16 protein-coding genes are annotated in these 19,298 nt (G+C 69.2%); 11 read left to right on the top strand and 5 right to left on the bottom strand.

The window, feature by feature from the left end; genetic code table 11:
• The first annotated feature begins 19 nt into the window (after positions 1-19).
• The 9 genes from ACFV6H_RS07925 (at position 20) to ACFV6H_RS07965 (ending at position 10,912) form a co-directional block, all read left to right on the top strand.
• The gene (locus ACFV6H_RS07925; RefSeq protein WP_385539632.1) at positions 20-1,183 is read left to right on the top strand and encodes a cupin domain-containing protein; all 1,164 of its coding nucleotides are present in this window, start codon (positions 20-22) and stop codon (positions 1,181-1,183) included.
• On the top strand, positions 1,180-2,070 hold the full coding sequence (locus ACFV6H_RS07930) for a fumarylacetoacetate hydrolase family protein (RefSeq protein ID WP_385539634.1): 891 nt from the start codon (positions 1,180-1,182) through the stop codon (positions 2,068-2,070). Before ACFV6H_RS07925 ends, ACFV6H_RS07930 begins: the two co-directional genes overlap by 4 nt.
• A gap of 155 nt (positions 2,071-2,225) precedes the next feature.
• Complete coding sequence (locus ACFV6H_RS07935; RefSeq protein WP_384975264.1) at positions 2,226-3,386, top strand: ABC transporter substrate-binding protein; 1,161 nt, start codon at positions 2,226-2,228, stop codon at positions 3,384-3,386.
• Positions 3,387-3,474: 88 nt separating this feature from the next.
• Positions 3,475-4,536 carry a cupin domain-containing protein gene (locus tag ACFV6H_RS07940; protein ID WP_385539637.1) on the top strand — a complete coding sequence of 354 codons (1,062 nt, stop codon included), beginning with the start codon at positions 3,475-3,477 and terminating at the stop codon, positions 4,534-4,536.
• A gap of 45 nt (positions 4,537-4,581) precedes the next feature.
• Positions 4,582-5,697, top strand: a complete 1,116-nt coding sequence (locus ACFV6H_RS07945; protein WP_385539639.1) for a hypothetical protein — start codon at positions 4,582-4,584, stop codon at positions 5,695-5,697.
• A 200-nt stretch (positions 5,698-5,897) separates the two neighbouring features.
• Complete coding sequence (locus ACFV6H_RS07950; RefSeq protein WP_093594174.1) at positions 5,898-6,107, top strand: ferredoxin; 210 nt, start codon at positions 5,898-5,900, stop codon at positions 6,105-6,107.
• Positions 6,097-7,464: an NAD(P)/FAD-dependent oxidoreductase gene (locus tag ACFV6H_RS07955; RefSeq protein WP_385539641.1), complete on the top strand. Its 1,368-nt coding sequence runs from the start codon at positions 6,097-6,099 to the stop codon at positions 7,462-7,464. Before ACFV6H_RS07950 ends, ACFV6H_RS07955 begins: the two co-directional genes overlap by 11 nt.
• Positions 7,465-7,546: 82 nt before the next feature.
• Positions 7,547-8,770 carry a cytochrome P450 gene (locus tag ACFV6H_RS07960; protein ID WP_385539643.1) on the top strand — a complete coding sequence of 408 codons (1,224 nt, stop codon included), beginning with the start codon at positions 7,547-7,549 and terminating at the stop codon, positions 8,768-8,770.
• Between the two features lie 87 nt (positions 8,771-8,857).
• Positions 8,858-10,912: a heavy metal translocating P-type ATPase gene (locus ACFV6H_RS07965; RefSeq protein WP_385539645.1), complete on the top strand. Its 2,055-nt coding sequence runs from the start codon at positions 8,858-8,860 to the stop codon at positions 10,910-10,912.
• Positions 10,913-10,942: 30 nt separating this feature from the next.
• On the opposite strand, the gene ACFV6H_RS07970 is transcribed toward ACFV6H_RS07965, so the two are convergent.
• The 4 genes from ACFV6H_RS07970 to ACFV6H_RS07985 all read right to left on the bottom strand — a co-directional run bounded on the left by ACFV6H_RS07970 (position 10,943) and on the right by ACFV6H_RS07985 (position 15,052).
• Positions 10,943-12,181 (bottom strand): GDSL-type esterase/lipase family protein, encoded by a 1,239-nt coding sequence (locus ACFV6H_RS07970; RefSeq protein WP_385539647.1) that lies wholly within the window; start codon positions 12,179-12,181, stop codon positions 10,943-10,945.
• 108 nt (positions 12,182-12,289) lie between these two features.
• Positions 12,290-13,036, bottom strand: a complete 747-nt coding sequence (locus ACFV6H_RS07975; RefSeq protein WP_385539807.1) for an FAD:protein FMN transferase — start codon at positions 13,034-13,036, stop codon at positions 12,290-12,292.
• A 94-nt stretch (positions 13,037-13,130) separates the two neighbouring features.
• Entirely contained in the window at positions 13,131-13,568 is a 438-nt protein-coding gene (locus ACFV6H_RS07980; RefSeq protein ID WP_385539650.1) for an FMN-binding protein, read from the bottom strand.
• 44 nt (positions 13,569-13,612) lie between these two features.
• The gene (locus ACFV6H_RS07985; RefSeq protein ID WP_385539652.1) at positions 13,613-15,052 is read right to left on the bottom strand and encodes a ferric reductase-like transmembrane domain-containing protein; all 1,440 of its coding nucleotides are present in this window, start codon (positions 15,050-15,052) and stop codon (positions 13,613-13,615) included.
• A gap of 300 nt (positions 15,053-15,352) precedes the next feature.
• Between ACFV6H_RS07985 and ACFV6H_RS07990 the strand changes: the two genes are divergently transcribed.
• Positions 15,353-16,087: a response regulator transcription factor gene (locus tag ACFV6H_RS07990; protein WP_385539654.1), complete on the top strand. Its 735-nt coding sequence runs from the start codon at positions 15,353-15,355 to the stop codon at positions 16,085-16,087.
• Between the two features lie 59 nt (positions 16,088-16,146).
• Positions 16,147-17,622, top strand: coding sequence for a sensor histidine kinase (locus ACFV6H_RS07995; protein ID WP_385539656.1), 1,476 nt, complete (start codon positions 16,147-16,149; stop codon positions 17,620-17,622).
• A 93-nt stretch (positions 17,623-17,715) separates the two neighbouring features.
• On the opposite strand, the gene ACFV6H_RS08000 is transcribed toward ACFV6H_RS07995, so the two are convergent.
• Positions 17,716-19,236, bottom strand: coding sequence for an MFS transporter (locus ACFV6H_RS08000; protein WP_385539658.1), 1,521 nt, complete (start codon positions 19,234-19,236; stop codon positions 17,716-17,718).
• Positions 19,237-19,298: the final 62 nt, after the last annotated feature.

The following is a 19,298-nucleotide window of genomic DNA, read 5'->3' on the forward strand; positions in this document are numbered from 1 at the left end:
CGCAGGTGAAAGAGGACTCATGACACCCGACAACACACCGCGTGCGCGGACCGATGGCGCGCCGGCCGAGGAAGACGCGCAACTGGCCTCCCTGTACGAGGACCTGGCCGCCGTCGATCTGCATCCGCTGTGGACGATCACCCGTGATCTGCTTCCGCCCGCACCGCGCCCACGCTCGGTCCCCTGGCTGTGGAGTTCGCGCGTGCTGACCGAACTCGCCGAGCGCGCACTGCGGTTGGTGCCGGTGGAGCGCGGTGGCGAGCGCCGGGTGCTCAGCCTCGGCAATCCGGGCCTGGCCGGGCTGCCCTATGCCGCCGGAACGCTGTGGGGCGCCATTCAGTGCCTCGGCCCCGGCGAGACGGCACCGGCACACCGGCACACGCCGGGCGCCATCCGCTTCATCCTGTCCGGGGACGGTGTCGCGACCACGGTCGACGGCGATGTGTGCGACATGCATCCCGGTGACCTGATTCTCACACCGTCGTGGAACTGGCACGATCACAGCAGTGCGAGCGACGGTCCGATGCTCTGGTTCGACGGGCTCGATCTACCGATGATCGAGGCGCTCGACGCGGTGTTCTTCGAGCCGTATCCCGAAGTACGGCAGCCGGACACGGACCCGCACAACCGGTCGGAGAGAGAGGCCGGCCCCGGGCCGCGCTTCGTCAGCGGAGCCGTACGCGATGTGCTGACCGCAGAACACTCGCCGCTCCTGGTCTACCGATGGGCGGACACCGACAGGGAACTGTCCCGGCTGGCCGCCGAGAGCGGCGAACCGCTGGTGAGCCTCGAATATGTCAATCCCGAGACCGGTGCCAGTGTGCTGCCGACCATGAGCTGCGGTATGCACCGGCTGATACCCGGCGCGCGGACCCTGCCCGTACGGCGCACCGGTAACGCGGTCTTCGTCGTCCACCGCGGGTCGGGCTCGTCGGTGATCGAGGGGCAGCGCTTCGACTGGTCGACGGGTGACATGTTCGTCGTCCCGTCCTGGGCCGCGGTCGAGCACACCAGCGCCGAGGGCGCGGACCTGTTCTCCATCGGCGACAGCCCTGTACTGCGGGCGCTGGGAATCCACCGCGAACTGACTCTCGACGCGCCTCAGCAGGTGACCGGTGTCTTCACTCCGGCGGCGCTCCGGCCGACGAGGCCGGATACGGAGAGGGAGAGGCTGAGCGTATGAGACTCGCGATCTTCGACGGCAACCGTCTCGGTGTCGTCGTCGGTGACACCGTGGTGGATGTCACCGGCGCACTGCCGTGGCCGCATGAGCCCGATCCGTTGCTCGCGGGCTGGTGGCGTGGCCTGTGCCGGGATTTCGCGGTGCTCGCGCCCGCCCTGGAGGAGGCCGCGGCCAACGGCCAGCGCCTGCCGCTGGACTCGGTGCGGCTGGCCGCGCCGGTGCTGGCACCGACCAAGATCATCGCCTGCGCCAGCAACTACCGGGAACACGTGGACGAGATGCACTCGGTGCAGCAACGCACACTGGGCCAGGTCGAGTCCTGGATGATGAACTTCGATGTCTTCCTCAAGGCACCGTCGTCGGTCGTCGGGCCCGAGGCCGATATCGTGCTGCCGCGCGAGGTACTCGCGGCAGGCAGCGAGATCCACCACGAGTCCGAACTCGTCGTGGTGATCGGCACCGGTGGCAAGGACATCGCCGTAGAGAACGCGCTGGAGCATGTGCTCGGCTACACCATCGGTCTTGACATCACCGTACGGAGCGCGGCCGACCGTTCGCGGCGCAAGAGCTACGACAGCTTCAGCCCACTGGGTCCCTGGCTCACCACCGGCGACGAGGCCGGTGATCCGGCGGACTTCGACATCCTGCTGACCTGCAACGGCGAACGACGGCAGGCGGTCAACACCGCCTCGCTGATCACACCGATCCCGCAGATCATCGCCTACGCGTCGCGCATGATGACACTGAATCCCGGAGATGTGATCTTCACCGGCGCTCCTCCCGGCGTCGGTCCGATCCTGCCCGGCGATGTGCTGGACACATCGATCAGCCGGCTCGGCGCCATGACACTGCCGGTCCGGGCCGAGGACGCCGCCGGCCCTCGCTGAGGATGCCCTCGCACTCCAGCGCACTCCAGGAAAAAGCCCTTCATTCCTCCTGACGGAATATTCGACACGAGTATTCCTGGAGGGCGAACTTCATCGCTATGGTCCTCACACCCCCCAGCCACATCACTCACTCGCACAGAGAACAGGTGAGGGCCATGTCGATGATGACGAAGGCCGGGCTCATCCTCCCCGCCGCCGCGGTGCTGCTCCTCAGCGCCTGCTCGGGAGGCACATCCACCGATTCCGCGGAAAGCGCCGGTTCCGGCAACAACACCGACGGCAAGAGCGTCTCCGCGGGATGTCCGGACCCCGACGGCGCCCTGGCCCAACGGGCCAAGGAGGAAGGGGAGGTGGTCATGACGGGCACACCGGACGGCAGTGTGCGTACGGACATACCGAAGGCGTTCGAGCAGACCTACGGTGTCAAGGTCACCTATGTCGGCGGCCGTAACAGCGACATCGCGGCCAAGCTCCAGGCCGAGCGCAAGGCCGGCATCTACACCCACGATGTGTTCGGCGGCGGTGGCAACACCATGTCGAGCACCTACTACGGCGAGGGTTGGATCAGTTCCCTCAAGGACGTGCTCGATCCGGCGCTGCTGACCGCGGACAACTGGCGTGACGGCGCGCCCAAGTGGGTCGATCCCGAGAAGGAGAAAATCCTCCAGTTGTCGAACTACGTCGACTCCGGCGTGGTCGTCAACACCGACCTGGTCAAGGACGGCGATCTGACCTCCTTCGAGGACATGCTCGATCCCAAGTGGAAGGGAAAGATCGTGGTGGACGACCCGCGTTCCAACGGCGGGGCCATCTACGATGTGGGCGCCTTCGAGCAGGCCTACGGCAAGGACTTCGTCAAGTCCCTCTATGTGGACCAGAAGCCGGTTCTGCTGACCGACCAGCGGCAGGAACTGGACGACATCGCCCGCGGCAAATTCGCCTTCGGTCTGTCGCTCCAGACCGCGGAGACCGAGGAAGCGCTCGCCGAAGGGCTGCCGCTGAAGCAGCTCAAGCTGACCGGTGCGCCGCCCGTGGCGACCGGCGGCTCCAGCCTGCTGGCCCTCGACAACAAGGCTCCGCACCCGGAGGCCGCCAAGCTGCTGGTCAACTGGCTGGTCTGCAAGGACGGAAACACCGTATGGACGAAGGCCCTCCAGGTGCCGAGCAATCGCGCGGACGTGCCGGTGCCGGCCGAGCTGGGCGCGACCGTCCCGCAGGCGGGCAGCGAGTACTACGACAGCTACGGCTGGAACGTACTGACCAAGGACGTGAAGCGGCTCCAGAAGATGCTGGTCGACCTGCTCGGCCCGCAGTAGCCCCAGCAGCCCCAGCAGCCCGCAGCAGTGTTCGGTCCGCGGTGGCCCGCAGCAGCCCGCAGGAGAAGACACCTTTCTGGAGGCAGTCATGACAGCGCAGCCGCGGCGGGCACCCGCTCCGCCCAGCACGTACGCCCGGTGGTCCCGCGGCCAGGGCATCGACATCGTCCCCGGCTTCCATATCCCGGACCTCCGGGCGGTCCCGCTCAAACCCTGGGCGCGCATGGGCGGTTACGGCTGCTTCATCCACCACGACGCCAGCGACCGCAGCAACGACTGCTATGTGTGCCGGATCCCGCCCGGGCAGCACCTCCACCCCGTACGCCATCTGCACGAGGTGATGATCTATGTGCTCTCCGGGCGGGGAAGTACGACGGTATGGGGGCCCGGCGGGGAGCCGCAGAGCTTCGAATGGCAGCGCGGCTCCTTGTTCGCGATCCCGCTCAATGTCCGCTACCAGCACTTCAACAGCAGTGGCGAGCAGCCGGCGAGCCTGCTCGCCGTGACCAACGCGCCGGTGGTCATCAACCTCTTCGACGAGGCCGATTTCGTCTTCGACTGTCCCTACGACTTCCCGTCCCGCTTCTCGGGAGAGGCCGGCTATTTCAGCGGCGAGGGCACACTGACCGGCCGGCTGTGGGAGAGCAACTTCATCCCGGATGTACGGGACTTCCAGCTCGTCGCGTACCGCGAGCGCGGCGCCGGCGGTACGAACGTCCAGTTCAAGCTGGCCAGGAACACCATGATGGCGCATGTGTCGGAGTTCCCGGTCGGGACGTACAAGAAGGCACACCGGCACTCGCCCGGCGCCCATGTGGTGATCCTCAGTGGCACCGGTTACAGCCTGATGTGGAAGGAGGGCGAGCCGATCCGGCGGTATGACTGGGCGGAGGGCTCACTGGTGATCCCGCCGGGCGAGACCTTCCATCAGCACTTCAACACCGGTGCCACGCCCGCCCGTTACCTCGCCCTGCGCCATCTCAACGCGCGCCGGGACCCGGCGACCGGACTGCCGATGTCCTCCGTCAGCACCCGGCTCGGCGGCGACCAGATCGACTACGCGGACGAGGATCCGGCGGTCCGGCTGATGTACCGCGAGGCGTGCGCCGAACACGGCATCGCCTCGCGGATGGACGAGTTCTACGACTGACGAGCCGCGCGACGCACGAGTTCCGCGACGGAAGAGGAGTGACCGATGGCAGCGTCCGGCCAGGCCCGGGAGACCTTCTACGACACCTGGATGCGCAAGGAAGGGATCCCGGTCCACCGCGGCTACGGTATCTCCGATGTCCGTACGGTGGAGCGCGCCGACTGGGCACGCACCGGGGGCAGGGCGGCGTTCGTCCAGCTGCACGGCATGGAGGGCTTCACCGGCATGCAGATCGGTGAGATCGCCGCCCGCCGGTCGCTGGAACGCCAGCAGCATCTGCACCAGCAGTTCATCACCGTCCTGTCCGGGCGCGGCGCGGCCGATGTCTGGCTGCCCGGCGACTCCCGCAGGACCAGCTTCGAGTGGCAGCCGGGCAGCTTCTTCGCCATTCCGCTCAACTGCGCCTATGTCCTTCACAACACCGGATCGGAGCCGGTGGTGTACATGGCCGTCAACGACGCGCCCATGGTGATGGATCTGTTCCACAACGAGGACTTCGTCTTCGCCAACGACTACCGCTTCACCGACCGGTTCTCGCCCGGCGCGGCGTACTACGCGGACAGCAGGCGCTACGAGAACTACTTCGGCGGTATCGCCGAGACCAACTTCATCGCCGATATCCACGAGATCGCGCTGGACTCCCTGGGTGTCAAGGGCAGCGGCGTGGACGCGACCGTCTTCGAGATGGCCGGCAACACCGTCGCCGCGCACATCACCTCCTGGCCGGCCGGGCGCTACCACAAGGCACACCACCATCTGGGCGGAGCGATTCTCTACGGCCTGCGGTCGGAGGGCTACGTACTCATCTGGCCGCAGGAGGCGGGCAGCCGCCCGTACCAGGCCGGCAACGGCGACCGGGTGGTCCGTGTCGAGTGGGGCGAGGGCTCCGTCTACAGCCCGCCGAGCAAGTGGTTCCACCAGCACTTCAACACCGGCCCGGGGACGGCCAGACAGCTGGCGTTCCGGGGCGGGGTGAAGCATCCGACGGGCATCCGCCGGGCCGGCAACCCGATCGTGGACGGCCGTCCCGGCGTGCTCGTCAGCATCCGGGAGGGCGGCAGTCTGCTGCCGTACGAGGACGAGGACCCACGGATACGCAGTGACTACGCAGACGCGCTGACGGCACGAGGCATCACACCGGACATGCCTCACGAACTCTGACCCGAGTGTCACCACAGTGCTACGGAGCCTGTCCGCCCACGAGGACACTCCGCCCGGCTGGTCCGCGCGTGTGGCTTCTCCTCGCCCGGCGCCCTCGCCGGAGTAACACCGCTCGCGCCGCTTCCCGGCAGGCAGTAGGACGGAGACGGCGGCGGCGGGCGGGCGGCACGGAGGAGCGGATCGGGATGCAGATCGCTGGGATGCAGATCGTTGTCGACCTCAATCGCTGTCAGAGTTACGCGCAGTGCGCGTTTCTCGCCCCTGAGGTGTTCGAGCTGCATGGTGAGGAAGCCCTGATGTACACGCCGACCGTTCCCGACGATCAGCAGGAACACGTCCGCCGGGCGGCGGCGGCATGTCCGGTGCAGGCCATCCTGGTCGGGGAGCGGGCGGGCGCCCGTGTCCGGTGAACGGCGCGACGGCCGGATCGTCATCGTCGGCGCGTCGCTGGCCGGGCTGCGCGCCGCCGAGACGCTGCGCGAGGAGGGCTTCGCCGGATCGCTGACATTGGTCGGGGACGAGCCCCAGCGCCCGTACGACCGGCCACCGCTGTCCAAACAGGTGCTGCTCGGGCGGGTGCGCGCACAGGACGTCGGACTGCCGGGCCGCCGTGAGGTGGACGCGGAGTGGCGGCTCGGAGTGGCCGCCGTCGGCCTCGATCCGATCGAGAAACGGGTGCTCCTCGCCGACGGCGAACAGCTGTCCTTCGACCGGCTGCTGATCGCCACCGGCACTCGCGCCAGGCCCTGGCCGAATCCCGAAGAGGCCGCTCTCGACGGCGTCATGACACTGCGTACCGCCGATGACGCGGCCCGTCTCGCCGAACGTCTCGACGCCGGCCCGCGCAGAGTCCTGGTGATCGGCGCGGGCTTCACCGGCTCGGAGATCGCCTCCGCCTGCCGGGAGCGCGGCTTCGAGGTGACGGTCGCCGAACGCGGGCCCTCGCCTCTGGTCGGCGCGCTCGGCGGTGCGCTCGGCTCCCTCGCCGCCACCTTGCAGCGCGCGCACGGAGTCGATCTGCGCTGCGGAGTGACGGTCACCGCGCTGAAGGGCAGCAAGGGCCGGCTCACCGGCGCCGAGTTCTCCGACGGCAGCCGGATCGAGGCCGATATCGCCGTGGTCGCGCTGGGCGCCGTACGGAACACCGAATGGCTGGCCGACGCCGGACTGGCCGCGGGCCCACGAGGTGTGGCCTGCGACGCGGGATGCCGTGCCTTCAACATGTACGGGATCGTCACCGACGATGTCTTCGTCGCCGGTGATGTGGCCCGCTTCCCGCATCCGCTCTTCGAGTACCAGATACTCGCTCTCGAACACTGGGGCAACGCGGTCGCGCAGGCCGAGGTGGCGGCACACAACATGGTCAGCCCGGGGCCGCGCAGGAGACCGCATCTGACGGTGCCGGCCTTCTGGTCCAGCCAGTTCGGCCTCAACATCAAGTCCGTCGGTGTGCCCACCTTCTCCGACCAAGTGGTCATCGCTCAGGGCTCGTTGCGGGAGCGCCGGCTGGTCGCCGTGTACGGCTACCGGGGACGGGTCACCGCGGCGGTCAGTGTGAACCGGGCCAAGTGGCTGGAGCACTACCAAGGGCTCATCGAGACGGCGGCGCCGTTTCCGCCCGCGCCCGGCGCCTCCGATCCGCCCAACGGCTCGGGTGTGCCCGTCCCTTCCGACGTACCGTCCCCGCAGACGCTCTCGCACGGCCCGACCGTGGCCCTCACCGGCCATCTGCCGGACCGGCGCCTGACGCTGGTGCGGCACGACTGAGTCCGCCCGCCGTCCGCCACCCGCAATCCGCAATCCACCGCCCGCCGCCCGCCGCCCGCCATCGAAGAGGAGTCACCGACCCATGCGCCCGGACACCCTGTTCCAGCGGATCACCGACTACGCGAACCGCGCCGATCCCTATCCGCTCTACGCCGAACTCCGCGAGAACGGAGTGACACGGCAGACCGACGGCAGCTATCTGGTGGGCACGTACCACGAGATCGCCGAGCTCCTCCACGATCCACGGATCAGCTCGGACGTCCGCAACCGTACCGATCCCGACGAGGACATGCTCAGAAGATCCGATCCGCCGGCCTTCATCGGCGTGGACGATCCCGAACACGACCGGCTCCGCCGTATCGCGATGCGGCCCTTCGGCCCGCCGCACTCCCCCGGCCGGATCGACGCCCTGCGCGCGGACATCACACGGATCACCGACGATCTGATCAGTTCGTTCCGCGACAAGGACCGGATCGATGTCGTCGACGAATTCGCCTATCCGCTCCCTGTCACCGTGATCTGCCGGCTCCTGGGTGTGCCGTTCGAGGACGTACCGCGGATCCGCGCCTGGACGAACGCGATCATCGCCAGTTTCGACTTCGCTCCGGAGAAGGAGAAGAAGAACAAGAACCACCAGGAACGCCTTCAGGCGGGCATGGAGGCCCGGAACGCGATGGCGGAGTATCTGGGCGAGCTGGCCGACACCCGGCGCGGCCGTCCGACGGACGACATGCTCTCCGCCCTCGTCAATGACACCGGTCCCGACGGACGTCTGACCAAGGAGGAGCTGAAGAGCACCGCGACGCTGCTGCTCATCGCCGGGCATGAGACAACGGTCAATCTGATCACCAACGGAGCACTCACCCTGCTGCGGCTCCCGGAGGCGCTACGGCTGCTGCGCGACAAACCCGAGCTGATGCCGAACGCCGTCGAGGAACTGCTGCGTTACGAGCCGCCCGTCCATATGCTGCCGCAGCGCACTCCGCTGACCGATATCGAGGTCGCCGACGTCACCATTCCCAAGGGCGCGCGGCTGATCCTCATGCTCGCCTCCGGCAACCGGGATCCGCTGCGTTTCAAGGATCCCGACCACTTCGACCCGACGCGCGAGGACAATCAGCACTTCGGCTTCGGCAGCGGCATCCACAACTGCTTCGGCGCTCCGCTGGCCCGCGTAGAGGCGCAGATCGCGCTGAGCGCGCTCGTCCCTCATCTTGAGGGCTTCCGCCTGGCGGAGGACCCGCCGCCGTACCGGCGCAGTGCGCTGCTGCGCGGGCCTCGGCATCTGGTGATCGAGCGCAAGTGAGTACCTTTGGGTAACAAATGAAGAGGTGTTCATCCTTTCCTATATGGTGGAGGGACCGCTCCATGCCGTCCGTGCAAAGGACCTCCTATGTCCCTCACGCCCGCCTCCGCCTCGACCGTCACCGATCGGCCGGCGCGGGCCGCGACGACCGGGCGGGAGCCCGTGACTCCTCGGCGGCGTACGCGCGTGTTCGCGCTGCCGGAGGTCCGCTGGGCGACCGCCGCGCTGGTCCTGTTCCTGGTCGCGCTGCCGCTCCAGCTCTTCGGCGCTCCGGCCTGGTTCTGGGGGCCGCTGTACGCGGTGGCGTATGTAACGGGTGGCTGGGAGCCTGCCTGGGCAGGGCTGCGGGCCCTTCGGGAGAAGACGCTCGATGTCGATCTGCTGATGATCGTCGCGGCGATCGGAGCGGCGGCGATCGGTCAGGTGATGGACGGGGCGCTGCTGATCGTCATCTTCGCCACATCCGGTGCGCTGGAGGCCCTGGCCACCGCTCGTACGGCCGACTCCGTACGCGGTCTGCTCGATCTCGCGCCCGCGACCGCGACGCGGCTGTTGGCCGACGGCGGTGGCGGTGGCGACGGTGCTGAGGAGACGGTCGCCACCGAGGACCTCGCCGTCGGCGACACCATTCTGATCCGGCCGGGCGAACGGGTCGGCGCGGACGGGCGGGTGCTCGACGGAGCGAGCGAGGTGGACCAGGCGACCATCACCGGTGAGCCCTTGCCCGTACCGAAGCAGACCGGTGACGAGGTCTTCGCGGGCACCCTCAACGGCACCGGCGCGCTGCGGGTGAAGGTCGAGCGGGACGCGTCGGACTCGGTGATCGCCCGGATCGTGGCGATGGTCGAGGAGGCGTCGGAGACGAAGGCGCCGACGCAGTTGTTCATCGAGAAGGTCGAGCAGCGGTACTCGGTCGGTATCGTCCTCGCCACCTTGGCGGTCTTCGCGGTGCCGCTGGGCTTCGGTGCGAACCTGACCGACTCGCTGCTGCGGGCGATGACCTTCATGATCGTCGCCTCACCGTGCGCGGTGGTGCTGGCCACCATGCCGCCGCTGCTGTCCGCCATCGCCAACGCCGGGCGGCACGGCGTCCTGGTGAAGTCCGCGGTCGTCATGGAACGCCTCGGTCAGATCGACGCGGTGGCCCTGGACAAGACGGGCACGCTCACCGAGGGCACGCCGCGGGTCACCGACGTCCGCCCCCTGACCGGCACGGGACCGGCCGGGCACGGACTGACCGAGGACGAACTGCTCAGCCTCGCGGCGGCGGCCGAGCATCCGAGCGAGCACCCGCTGGCCCGTGCCGTCGTCGAGGCCGCGCGCGAACGCGGCCTCGGCATCCCGGACGCAACGGACTTCACCTCCGCGCCCGGCATCGGTGTAACGGCCGTGGTCGACGGCCGTAAGGTCGCCGTCGGCGCTCCCGCACGCCTCCTCGAAGACACCACCGATCCGGACACCGCCGGTGTCGGCGCGATCGTTGGCGAGCTGGAGGAGGGAGGCCGCACGGCGGTCGTCGTCCTGTACGACGGTGTCCCGGCCGGCGTCCTCGGCATCGCGGACCGTCTGCGTCCCGACGCAGCCGCCACCGTCGCCTCCCTCACCGCTCTGACCGGCACCGCGCCCACACTGCTGACCGGCGACAACCCACGCGCCGCCGCCCGGCTCGCCGCCGAGGTGGGCATCACCGACGTACGCGCGGGACTGCTGCCGCAGGACAAGGTCACCGCCGTACGGGAGCAGGAGGCGGCGGGACGCAAGGTGCTGGTGGTCGGCGACGGCGTCAACGACGCTCCCGCCCTGGCAGCCGCCCACACCGGCATCGCCCTGGGCCGCGCCGGCTCCGATCTGGCCCTGGAGACCGCCGACGCCGTCATCGTCCGCGACGAACTCACCACCGTCCCCACCGTGATCGCCCTCTCCCGCATGGCACGCCGTCTGGTGGTCCAGAACCTGATCATCGCCGGGCTGTTCATTTCCGGCCTCGTGATCTGGGACCTGGCCGGCCACCTGCCACTGCCGCTCGGCGTCCTCGGCCACGAAGGCTCCACCGTCATCGTCGGCCTCAACGGCCTGCGCCTGCTCCGAGACACCGCCTGGCACCGCGCCACGAACCTCTCCGCCGACGGAAACAGCCGCTGAACCACGCGAACCACGCACGAGTCGGCGCCGTCACGGCCGCCGCGTGGCGGCGAGCGGGCCGTCGGTGTTGAAGGCCAGGGCAGCGAAGTGTTCGGCGATGCGGTGGTGTGTGGCGGCGTCGGGGTGGAGCTGGTCGGGCAACGGGAGTTCGGTGAAGTCCGTCTCACCGTAGAGCTCGCGGCCGTCGAGGTAGTGCAGGTTCGGGTCGTCGGCTGCCCGCTGCTTCACCAGGCGGGACAGTTCGTCCCGGATGACGTTGAGTGTCAGCTTCCCGGCAGCCCGTTCCGCAGGATCGCCCACGGCCCGGAACTGGAGCCTTCCCGCGCTGAGGTTGCTGAAGTCCGGAACGCTGGGGCCAGGTGTGTCCTCGTGGATGGGGCACAGGATGGGCGAGACGACCAGGAGCGGAGTGGTGGGGTGGCCCTCGCGGACGGTGTCGAGAAAGCCGTGCACCGCGGGCCCGAAGGCGCGCAGGCGCATCAGGTCGGTGTTGACGAGGTTGATGCCGATCTTGACGCTGATCAGGTCCGCGGGCGTGTCGCGCAGCGCGCGGGCGGTGAACGGATCGAGCAGGGCGCTGCCGCTCAGGCCCAGGTTGGTCAGTTCCACACCGCCGAGGGAGGCGGCCAGCGCGGGCCAGGTCGTGCTGGGGCTCGCGGCGTCGGAGCCGTGGCTGATCGAACTGCCGTGGTGCAGCCACTTCTTGCGGCCACCGTCCGGCAAGGGCTCGACGGGAGCGTCGGTGCGCAGGGCGACCAGGTGGGTGATCTCGTTGTACGGCAGCCAGATCTCGACGTCCTTGACGCGGTCGGAGAGGCCGGAGAACCGGACGGTACCGACCGGGCCGGGCCGGGTCTCCGCGGACCCGGTGGTCATGTCCACCATCAGGACATTGCCTCCGGTCACACTGGCCTGCCCGGCCAGCCGGCCGTCGACAAGCAGGTCGTACACACCGTCCGGACGCGGCGGCGCGCCCTCGTAGGCCATCTTGGTGCGGAGTGCGTCCAGCTCGACGGCGGTGGCCCGCGTACGGAACACCAGCCGTACACCGGACGGCTGGGCCTCCGCCATGGCGAGCTGCCCGTCGGAACACTGAGCGCGGGCCCGGGCGGGCAGCCGGTGCGGCAGCACTCCGTGCTCGGTACGCTCCAGATCCAGAGCGCCGCGCACGAGGTCCGCGGTGGCGGGCGTGGTGATGGGCGTAGTGATCCGGTCCGTCGCCCGGACCGCCGCGGAGGCGCCGGGAACGTCGTCAAGCTGGTCGTTCATGGTCGCATTCTGCGGGTCGGATCCATGGTCCGCCCAATCATTTTCCGCCCACCCTCTCGTGGACGAAGGCATAGGGGCATCCCTCTCACTGGTACGCACCTCACTGGTTCACCGGTACACCGTGGCCGCCAGGGACGTTTCGCCCGGGAATCCCGTGGTGCGCCAGGAGCGGCCGTCCGGCGTTACCGCGAAGCCCTCGTATCCTTCCAGGGATTCCAGCCAGTCCCGTGCCGTCGGGCCCATGGCGAAGGCCGCGGTCGAGTAGGCGTCGGTCATCGTGAGGTGGGTGCCGACGACGGTGAGGGACGCGTAGCACTTCGCAGGTGTGCCGCGGTGTGGGTCGAGGATGTGGGCGCCGCGTTCCGCGGTGCCCGAGGTCGCCACGGCCAGGTCGTCGCGGCCGGTGACGACGGCGCACAGTTCGTCGGCGCGCAGCGGGTGGGCGACACCGACGCGCCAGGGCACACCTGGAGCCGACTCGCCCCGCAGCCGCAGATCGCCGCCGCCGTTGACACAGGTGTGATGGGCGCCGGCCTCGTGCAGGATCTGCGAGGCATGTTCCACGGACCATCCCTTGACCAGCGCGGACGGGTCGAGGACACCGCCCGCGAGATGGCTGAACCAGCCGCCGCTGGTCCGTACGGCGCTCTTGCACAGGGCGAGGACCTCGCGTACCTCCGCGGAGCACTCCTCCAGCGCGAGATCGCCTCGCGCGAGCCGGCAGACGACGCTGTCCGGCCGGTACGTGGAGTACACCTCGTCGACGTGATGCAACCAGGCCACCGCCTCGGCCAGCGCCGCTTCGATCGCCGGGGTACGCAGGTCACGTATGTCGAAGGAGAAAACGGTGCCCATGACGTGCTCGACATGGCGCAGACCTCGCCGCATGCCGGGCCGCCGCGCGTCGGATCCCCGCGCGTCGGACCGCGTGGCGTCGGGCCGTCCGGTGTCAGCCACCGGCTCTGTCCAGCGCGCTCTGGAGGGACTGGATATAGCCCTGGCTCGTATAACTGGCACCGGAGACCGCGTCGATGTGCGCACTGTGGGCACTCAGCGCCTCCTGTGTCAGTTGTGGCACGGCGTCGGCGGCGATCTGCCGGCTGCGGCCGTCTCCCGACGGCGTCCGAAGGACCGTGACGGCGGTCAGCCGCCCGGCCTTGACCGTGGCGGAGACCTGCACGGTGCCGTACTGGGTGTTCACGGGATCGCCGGTGTACATACCGTCGGTCAGTGCCGTCCCGCTCGACGCCGGTGCCGGTGCCGGTGTCGGTGCCCGCGCCGACACCGATGTCCCACCGGACGGTACGGCGCTGTGATGCGGCTTGAGGCTGAGCATCAGTACGACAAGGGCGCTGGTCGACGCGGCGGCGAGGACGGCTCTGCGCACAGTGGTTCTCCTCGGGACTCGGGACTCCGGACTCGGCATTCGGATCAGAACTCGAACGACTCGTAGTGGATTTGACGGCGTGTCACCCCGGCTGCCCGCAGGGCGAGTTGGGCGGCGTCCGTCATCCCGGGCGGGCCGCACAGATACACCTCGTGCGCGGCCAGATCCGGTACCAGACGCCTCAGAGCACGCGCGGTCAGCGGAGAGGAATACGCACCGGTCTCCTGGTCGCCGCGCCCGTACCCGCCAGGCTCGTACCCGCCACGCTCGTACCCGCCCGCTTCGCTCACCACGTAATGCACAACACTTCCGCGGGCCTCGGCTATCGCGTCCAGTTCGGCGCGCAGCACAAAGTCCTCCGGACGGCGCGCCCGGTAGATCAGCGTCACCTCGCCCGGCAGCGTCTCGAACAGTGCCCGCAGCGGTGTGATCCCCGTCCCGCCCGCCAGCAGCAGCACCTTCGGAGAGCCGTTCGGCGATCCGTTCCCGGACACGCGCCGGGATCCGCGCCCGGATCCGCGCCGGGCCTCGGTGAACGCGCCGTACGGTCCCTCCGCCCAGACCCGGGTTCCCGGCCGCAGCCCGGCCAGCGCCGCGCTGTGCCCGCCCGCCGCCTTCACCGTGATCCGCAGACGGCCGTCGAGCGGTGGCGCCGACAGGGAGTACGGATTGGCGGTCCACCACAGTCCCGGCGCCAGAAAGCGCCAGCGGAAGAACTGCCCGGGCCGCGCGCCCAGTTCGGACAGACGCTCGCCGGTGAGATGGACGGAGACGACGCCCGGCGACTCATGGCGCAGACCGGCGACACGCAGCCGGTGACGTGAGGCCTGTCGTAGCGGAAGCAGAAAGCGGTACCAGCCGATGAGCGCGGCGACCGAGAGATAGAGCGTGTACCAGGCCAGTTGGGCGGCCCGGTTGCCGACGAAGTCGGCGCCGGTGGCGAGTTGATGGAAGAAGGCGAGGAAGACGGCCAGATAGGTGGCGAAGTGCAGATAGTGCCAGGTCTCGTAGCGCATCCTGCGGCGCGCGGCCCGTGCCGAGACGAACGCGGTGCCGACGAGCAGCAGAAAGGCCGCGGTGGCCTTGAGCATGTCCGGATAGTGCAGGACGAGCGCTGTCGTCTGGTCCACCGCACCGGTGTGCGAGGTGAGGGCGTAACCCCAGATGATCAGCAGGACATGGGCGAGGACCAGCGAGATCGTGTACCGGCCCGCCATCGCGTGCCAGCGCGCCAGCCTGTCCGTGCCGATGCCGTGGTCCAGGACTGGTGTACGGGCCATCAGCGCCACCAGGACCGCGCAGGCGTAACCCGCCAGCAGCCCGGTGATCCGGCCCGCGTCGGTGAGCCAGCCGGCCGCGCCCACGACCGACGCCGTATCGCTCCACCACAGGGCGAGCACACCGGCGGCGCCCGCCCAGATGACGGTCTGAGCGAGCAGCGGTACGACCGAACGCGGACGCCCGAAGTGTACGAACCGCCGCACGCGCCGAGGCCGCCACGTACGCACAGACCGACGCGTACGCTCAGGCCGCCTCGGGCACACAACACCGTCCGTGCCGTGCCGCGCTTGTGCTCGCGCCTGTGCCGCGGTGTTCATCGCGGTGCTCATGGGCCCTCTCTTCGCCGGTGAGTCGTGAGCCTCGCAGCGCAACCTGTGACGACCTTCTCAACGCCGTCGTCCTCGCCCGATTCAGAGGAAACTCAGAGCGGACAGCCGCTCCGGTACCGCTCCTCAGAAGGGATGCTGGGACGCACCATGAACAGTCACAGCCACCCATCCCATGTGCGTGCCCCCACTCATCCGCACAGCGGCGGTGACGGCGGTCCCGTGCGCGTCCTCGTCGTCGACGACGAGCCCGATCTCACCGAGATCCTCTCCGGTGTGCTCTCCGGCGAGGGCTGGCGTGTCCTCACGGCGGCCGACGGCGCGTCCGCCGTCACCGCGGCCCGTGTCTTCCGTCCGCATGCCGTCGTACTGGACCGGATGCTGCCCGACATGGACGGTCTGCGCGTACTGCGTCAACTGCGCGGCGACCTGGAACACGTATGCGTCCTGTTCCTGACCGCGCGCGACGGCGTCGAGGACCGTATCGCCGGGATCACCGCGGGCGGTGACGACTATGTGACCAAGCCCTTCAGCCTGGAGGAGCTGCTGGCCCGGCTGCGCGGCCTGCTGCGCCGGGCGGGTGTGGCACGCGAGGCGGGCGCGGCGGACACCGACCGGCTGGTCGTGGGCGATCTGGTGATGGACGAGGGCGCCCGGGAGGTCACCCGTGGCGGCGATCCCGTCGAACTGACCCGTACGGAGTTCGAACTCCTCCGTCTGCTGATGCGCAACCCACGCCGTGTGCTGTCCAAGGCGCAGATCCTCGATCACGTCTGGTCCTACGACTTCGGTGGCCGCGCGCATGTGGTCGAGCTGTACATCAGCTATCTGCGCAAGAAGCTGGACATGGGCAGGAGCACGATGATCCACACCGTGCGCGGCGTGGGCTACATACTCAAGCCGGGACCCTGATGCCACGGACCTCGATGCGACGGACCCAGATACGACGGATCCTGATCCCACGGACCCAGATGCGACGACTCCGGCGTCCTCACCTCCCCCGCACTCTCCGTGGTCAGCTCACCGCCGGGCTGCTCGTACTGGTCGCCCTGGCCTGTCTGGCGGTCGGTATCACCACGGCGTTCGCGCTCGACGGATTCCTGACCGACCGCCTCGACCAGCAACTCTCCGCGTCCGGCGGGCAGTTCGCGGCCAGCCTGGAACACGAGAGCACACCGGACGCCGACAATCTGCCCGACACCCGTGGGCAGTCGGAAGGTACGTTCGGCGCGCGGCTGCTGGACGGAACGCCCGCACAGGCGGCCGTGGTCAAGGACCGGACGGACGCGACGGTACCGCTGACGTCCGGCGACCGCCGCGCGCTCGCCGCACTGCCCGTCGACGGGAACGGCCACAGCGTGCGGCTGTCGGGCCTCGGGTCGTACCGCGTCACCGCCATACCGGGCGACGACAAGGACGTCCTGGTCACCGGTCTGCCACTGCGTCCAGTCAAGGAGACGGTGCACCGGCTGGAAGGCGTGGAGGCGGCGGTCTTCGGCGTGACGCTCGTCGCCACCGGCACCGTGGGAGCGCTGTGGGTACGGCTGTCCCTGCGGCCACTGCGCGCGGTCACCGCCACCGCGGCGAGCGTCGCCGAACTGCCGCTGGCCAGCGGCGAGGTCGCCATGCCGGATCCCGTCCCGGTCGGCGATCCGCACACCGAGGTCGGCCAGGTCGGCACCGCCGTCAACCGTATGCTCGGGCATGTCGGCAATGCCCTGGAGCGACGGCAGGCCGGCGAGGAACGTCTGCGCCGCTTCGCCGCCGACGCCAGCCATGAACTGCGCACACCGGTGGCCAACGTACGCGGCCACGCGGAACTGGCGCTCCGCCACAGGAGCCCTGTACCGGCCGAGGTCCGGCGCGCGCTCGACCGCATCCAGTCCGAGTCCGAGCGGATGAGCCGTCTCGTGGACGATCTGCTGCTGCTCGCCCGTATCGACGCGGGCCGGGCCCTCGATCGCGGTCCGGTGGATCTGACACGGCTCGTCCTCGACGCCACGGACGACGCGCGGGCGGCGGGGCCCGGTCACCGGTGGCTGCTGGACCTGCCGGAGGAGGCGGTGACCATGACGGGTGACGAGCACCGGCTGCACCAGGTGATCGGCAACCTCCTCGCCAACGCCCGCTCGCACACTCCGGACGGCACCGAGGTCTCCGTACGCCTGTCGGCCGGTCCCGGCGCCATCCGGCTGACCGTGGCGGACAACGGCCCGGGCATCCCGGCACGGCTCCTGCCGGAGGTCTTCGACCGTTTCGTACGGGCCGACGGCAGCCGCTCGCGCAAGGGCGGCAGCACCGGACTCGGTCTGGCGATCGTCCACGCGGTGGTCACGGCACACGGCGGCACGGTCGACGCGATGAGCGGAGACGGGCCGACGGAATTCACCGTCACCTTCCCGGCGCCGCCACCGAACCCACCGGACGGCGAGGACGCCACGGCCTGAGGGCCGCGCGTACGGTCACGAATGTAGGCGGTTCACGTGCGTACGCGGGAGCGGTCAGGACCGTACACGGGAACGGTCATGTACGTACGTGAGTCACTTACGTACGCCGCCCGTACCTTGGCCGCCGCCCGTGCCCGGCACCGACGACAGCGGTGTCGCGATGTCCTCCAGCGCCCGGCCCTCGGCCGGTACGGCCAGGAAAGCCGCCACCAGACCGGCCGCGCACATGAGACTCGCGCCGATCTGGAAGGCGACCACCGTGTCACCGACCACTCCGGACGCCGTGAGCTCCGCGAAGACCAGCGGGCCGCTGATCCCGCCCGCCGCCGTACCGAGCGCGTAGAAGAACGCGATCGCCATGGCGCGCGTCTCCATCGGGAAGATCTCGGAGACCGTGAGATACGCGCTGCTGGCGCCCGCCGACGCGAAGAAGAGCACCACGCACCAGCACGCCGTGAGTGTCGTGGCGGTCAGCGAGCCGTTGCCGAAGAGCCAGGCGGTACCGAAGAGCAGCACACCCGCCAGCAGATAGGTGGAGGAGATCATGATCCGGCGGCCGACGGTGTCGAAGAGCCGGCCGAGCAGCAGCGGACCGACGAAGTTGCCCGCGGCGATCACCGCGAAGTAGTAGCCCGTATGCCCTGTGTGTACGCCGAAGAAGGTGGTCAGGATCGTGCCGAAACCGAAGGTGATCGCGTTGTAGAGAAACGCCTGCCCGATGAAGAGCGACAGCCCGAGCACCGCGCGCCTGGGATAACGGCGGAAGATCGTCCGGGCGATACGGCGGAAGCTGACGCTTTCGTGTTCACGGATGGTGATCTCACCGGCCGGCGGCGGAAGTTTCCGCTGTTTCTCCTCCTCGATACGCCGTTCGACGGAGCCGACCAGCTTCTCCGCCTCCGCGCTGTGGCCATGGATGAGCTGCCAGCGCGGACTCTCCGGTACCTGCCGTCGTACGAGAAGGATGACCAGCCCGAGGACGACGCCGAGCCCGAAGGCGAGGCGCCAGCCCAGGTTCTTGGGGAGGAGCGCGGTGTTCAGCATCAGGATGGAGAGCAGCGAACCGCCGACGGCGCCCAGCCAGAAGCTGCCGTTGATGATCAGATCGATCCGTCCCCGGTATGTGGAAGGGATCAGCTCGTCGATGGCGGAATTGATGGCCGCGTATTCGCCGCCGATACCGAATCCGGTGAAGAAGCGGAAGACGAAGAACCACCAGGCCTCGAAGGAGAGCGCGGTCATCGCGGTCGCTCCGAGGTAGACGGCGAGAGTGACCATGAAGAGCTTCTTGCGGCCGTAACGGTCGGTGAGCCTGCCGAAGAACAGCGCGCCCACACACGCGCCCGCCACATACAGCGCGGCGGCAACGCCGGTGACCTGCGCCGATGTGATCGACAGTCCACTGCCGTCCTCGGACAGACGGCCCGCGATATTGCCGACGATCGTCACTTCGAGACCGTCGAGGATCCATACCGTGCCGAGACCGACGACGATCATCCAGTGCCAGCGCGACCAGGGAAGCCGGTCGAGCCGGGCCGGTACGGCCGTGGTGACGGTCCCTGTCGTACCGGTCGGCGGTGTGGTTCCCGGCCCGGGCCGGGCAGGCGTCGCCATCGCTTCCCTCCTCGTCGCTCGTCACTCGTCACTCGTCGGTCATCACTCGTCAGCGTCCTGGC

The sequence above is a fragment of the Streptomyces sp. NPDC059743 genome, assembly GCF_042732975.1.
GTDB lineage: Bacteria > Actinomycetota > Actinomycetes > Streptomycetales > Streptomycetaceae > Streptomyces.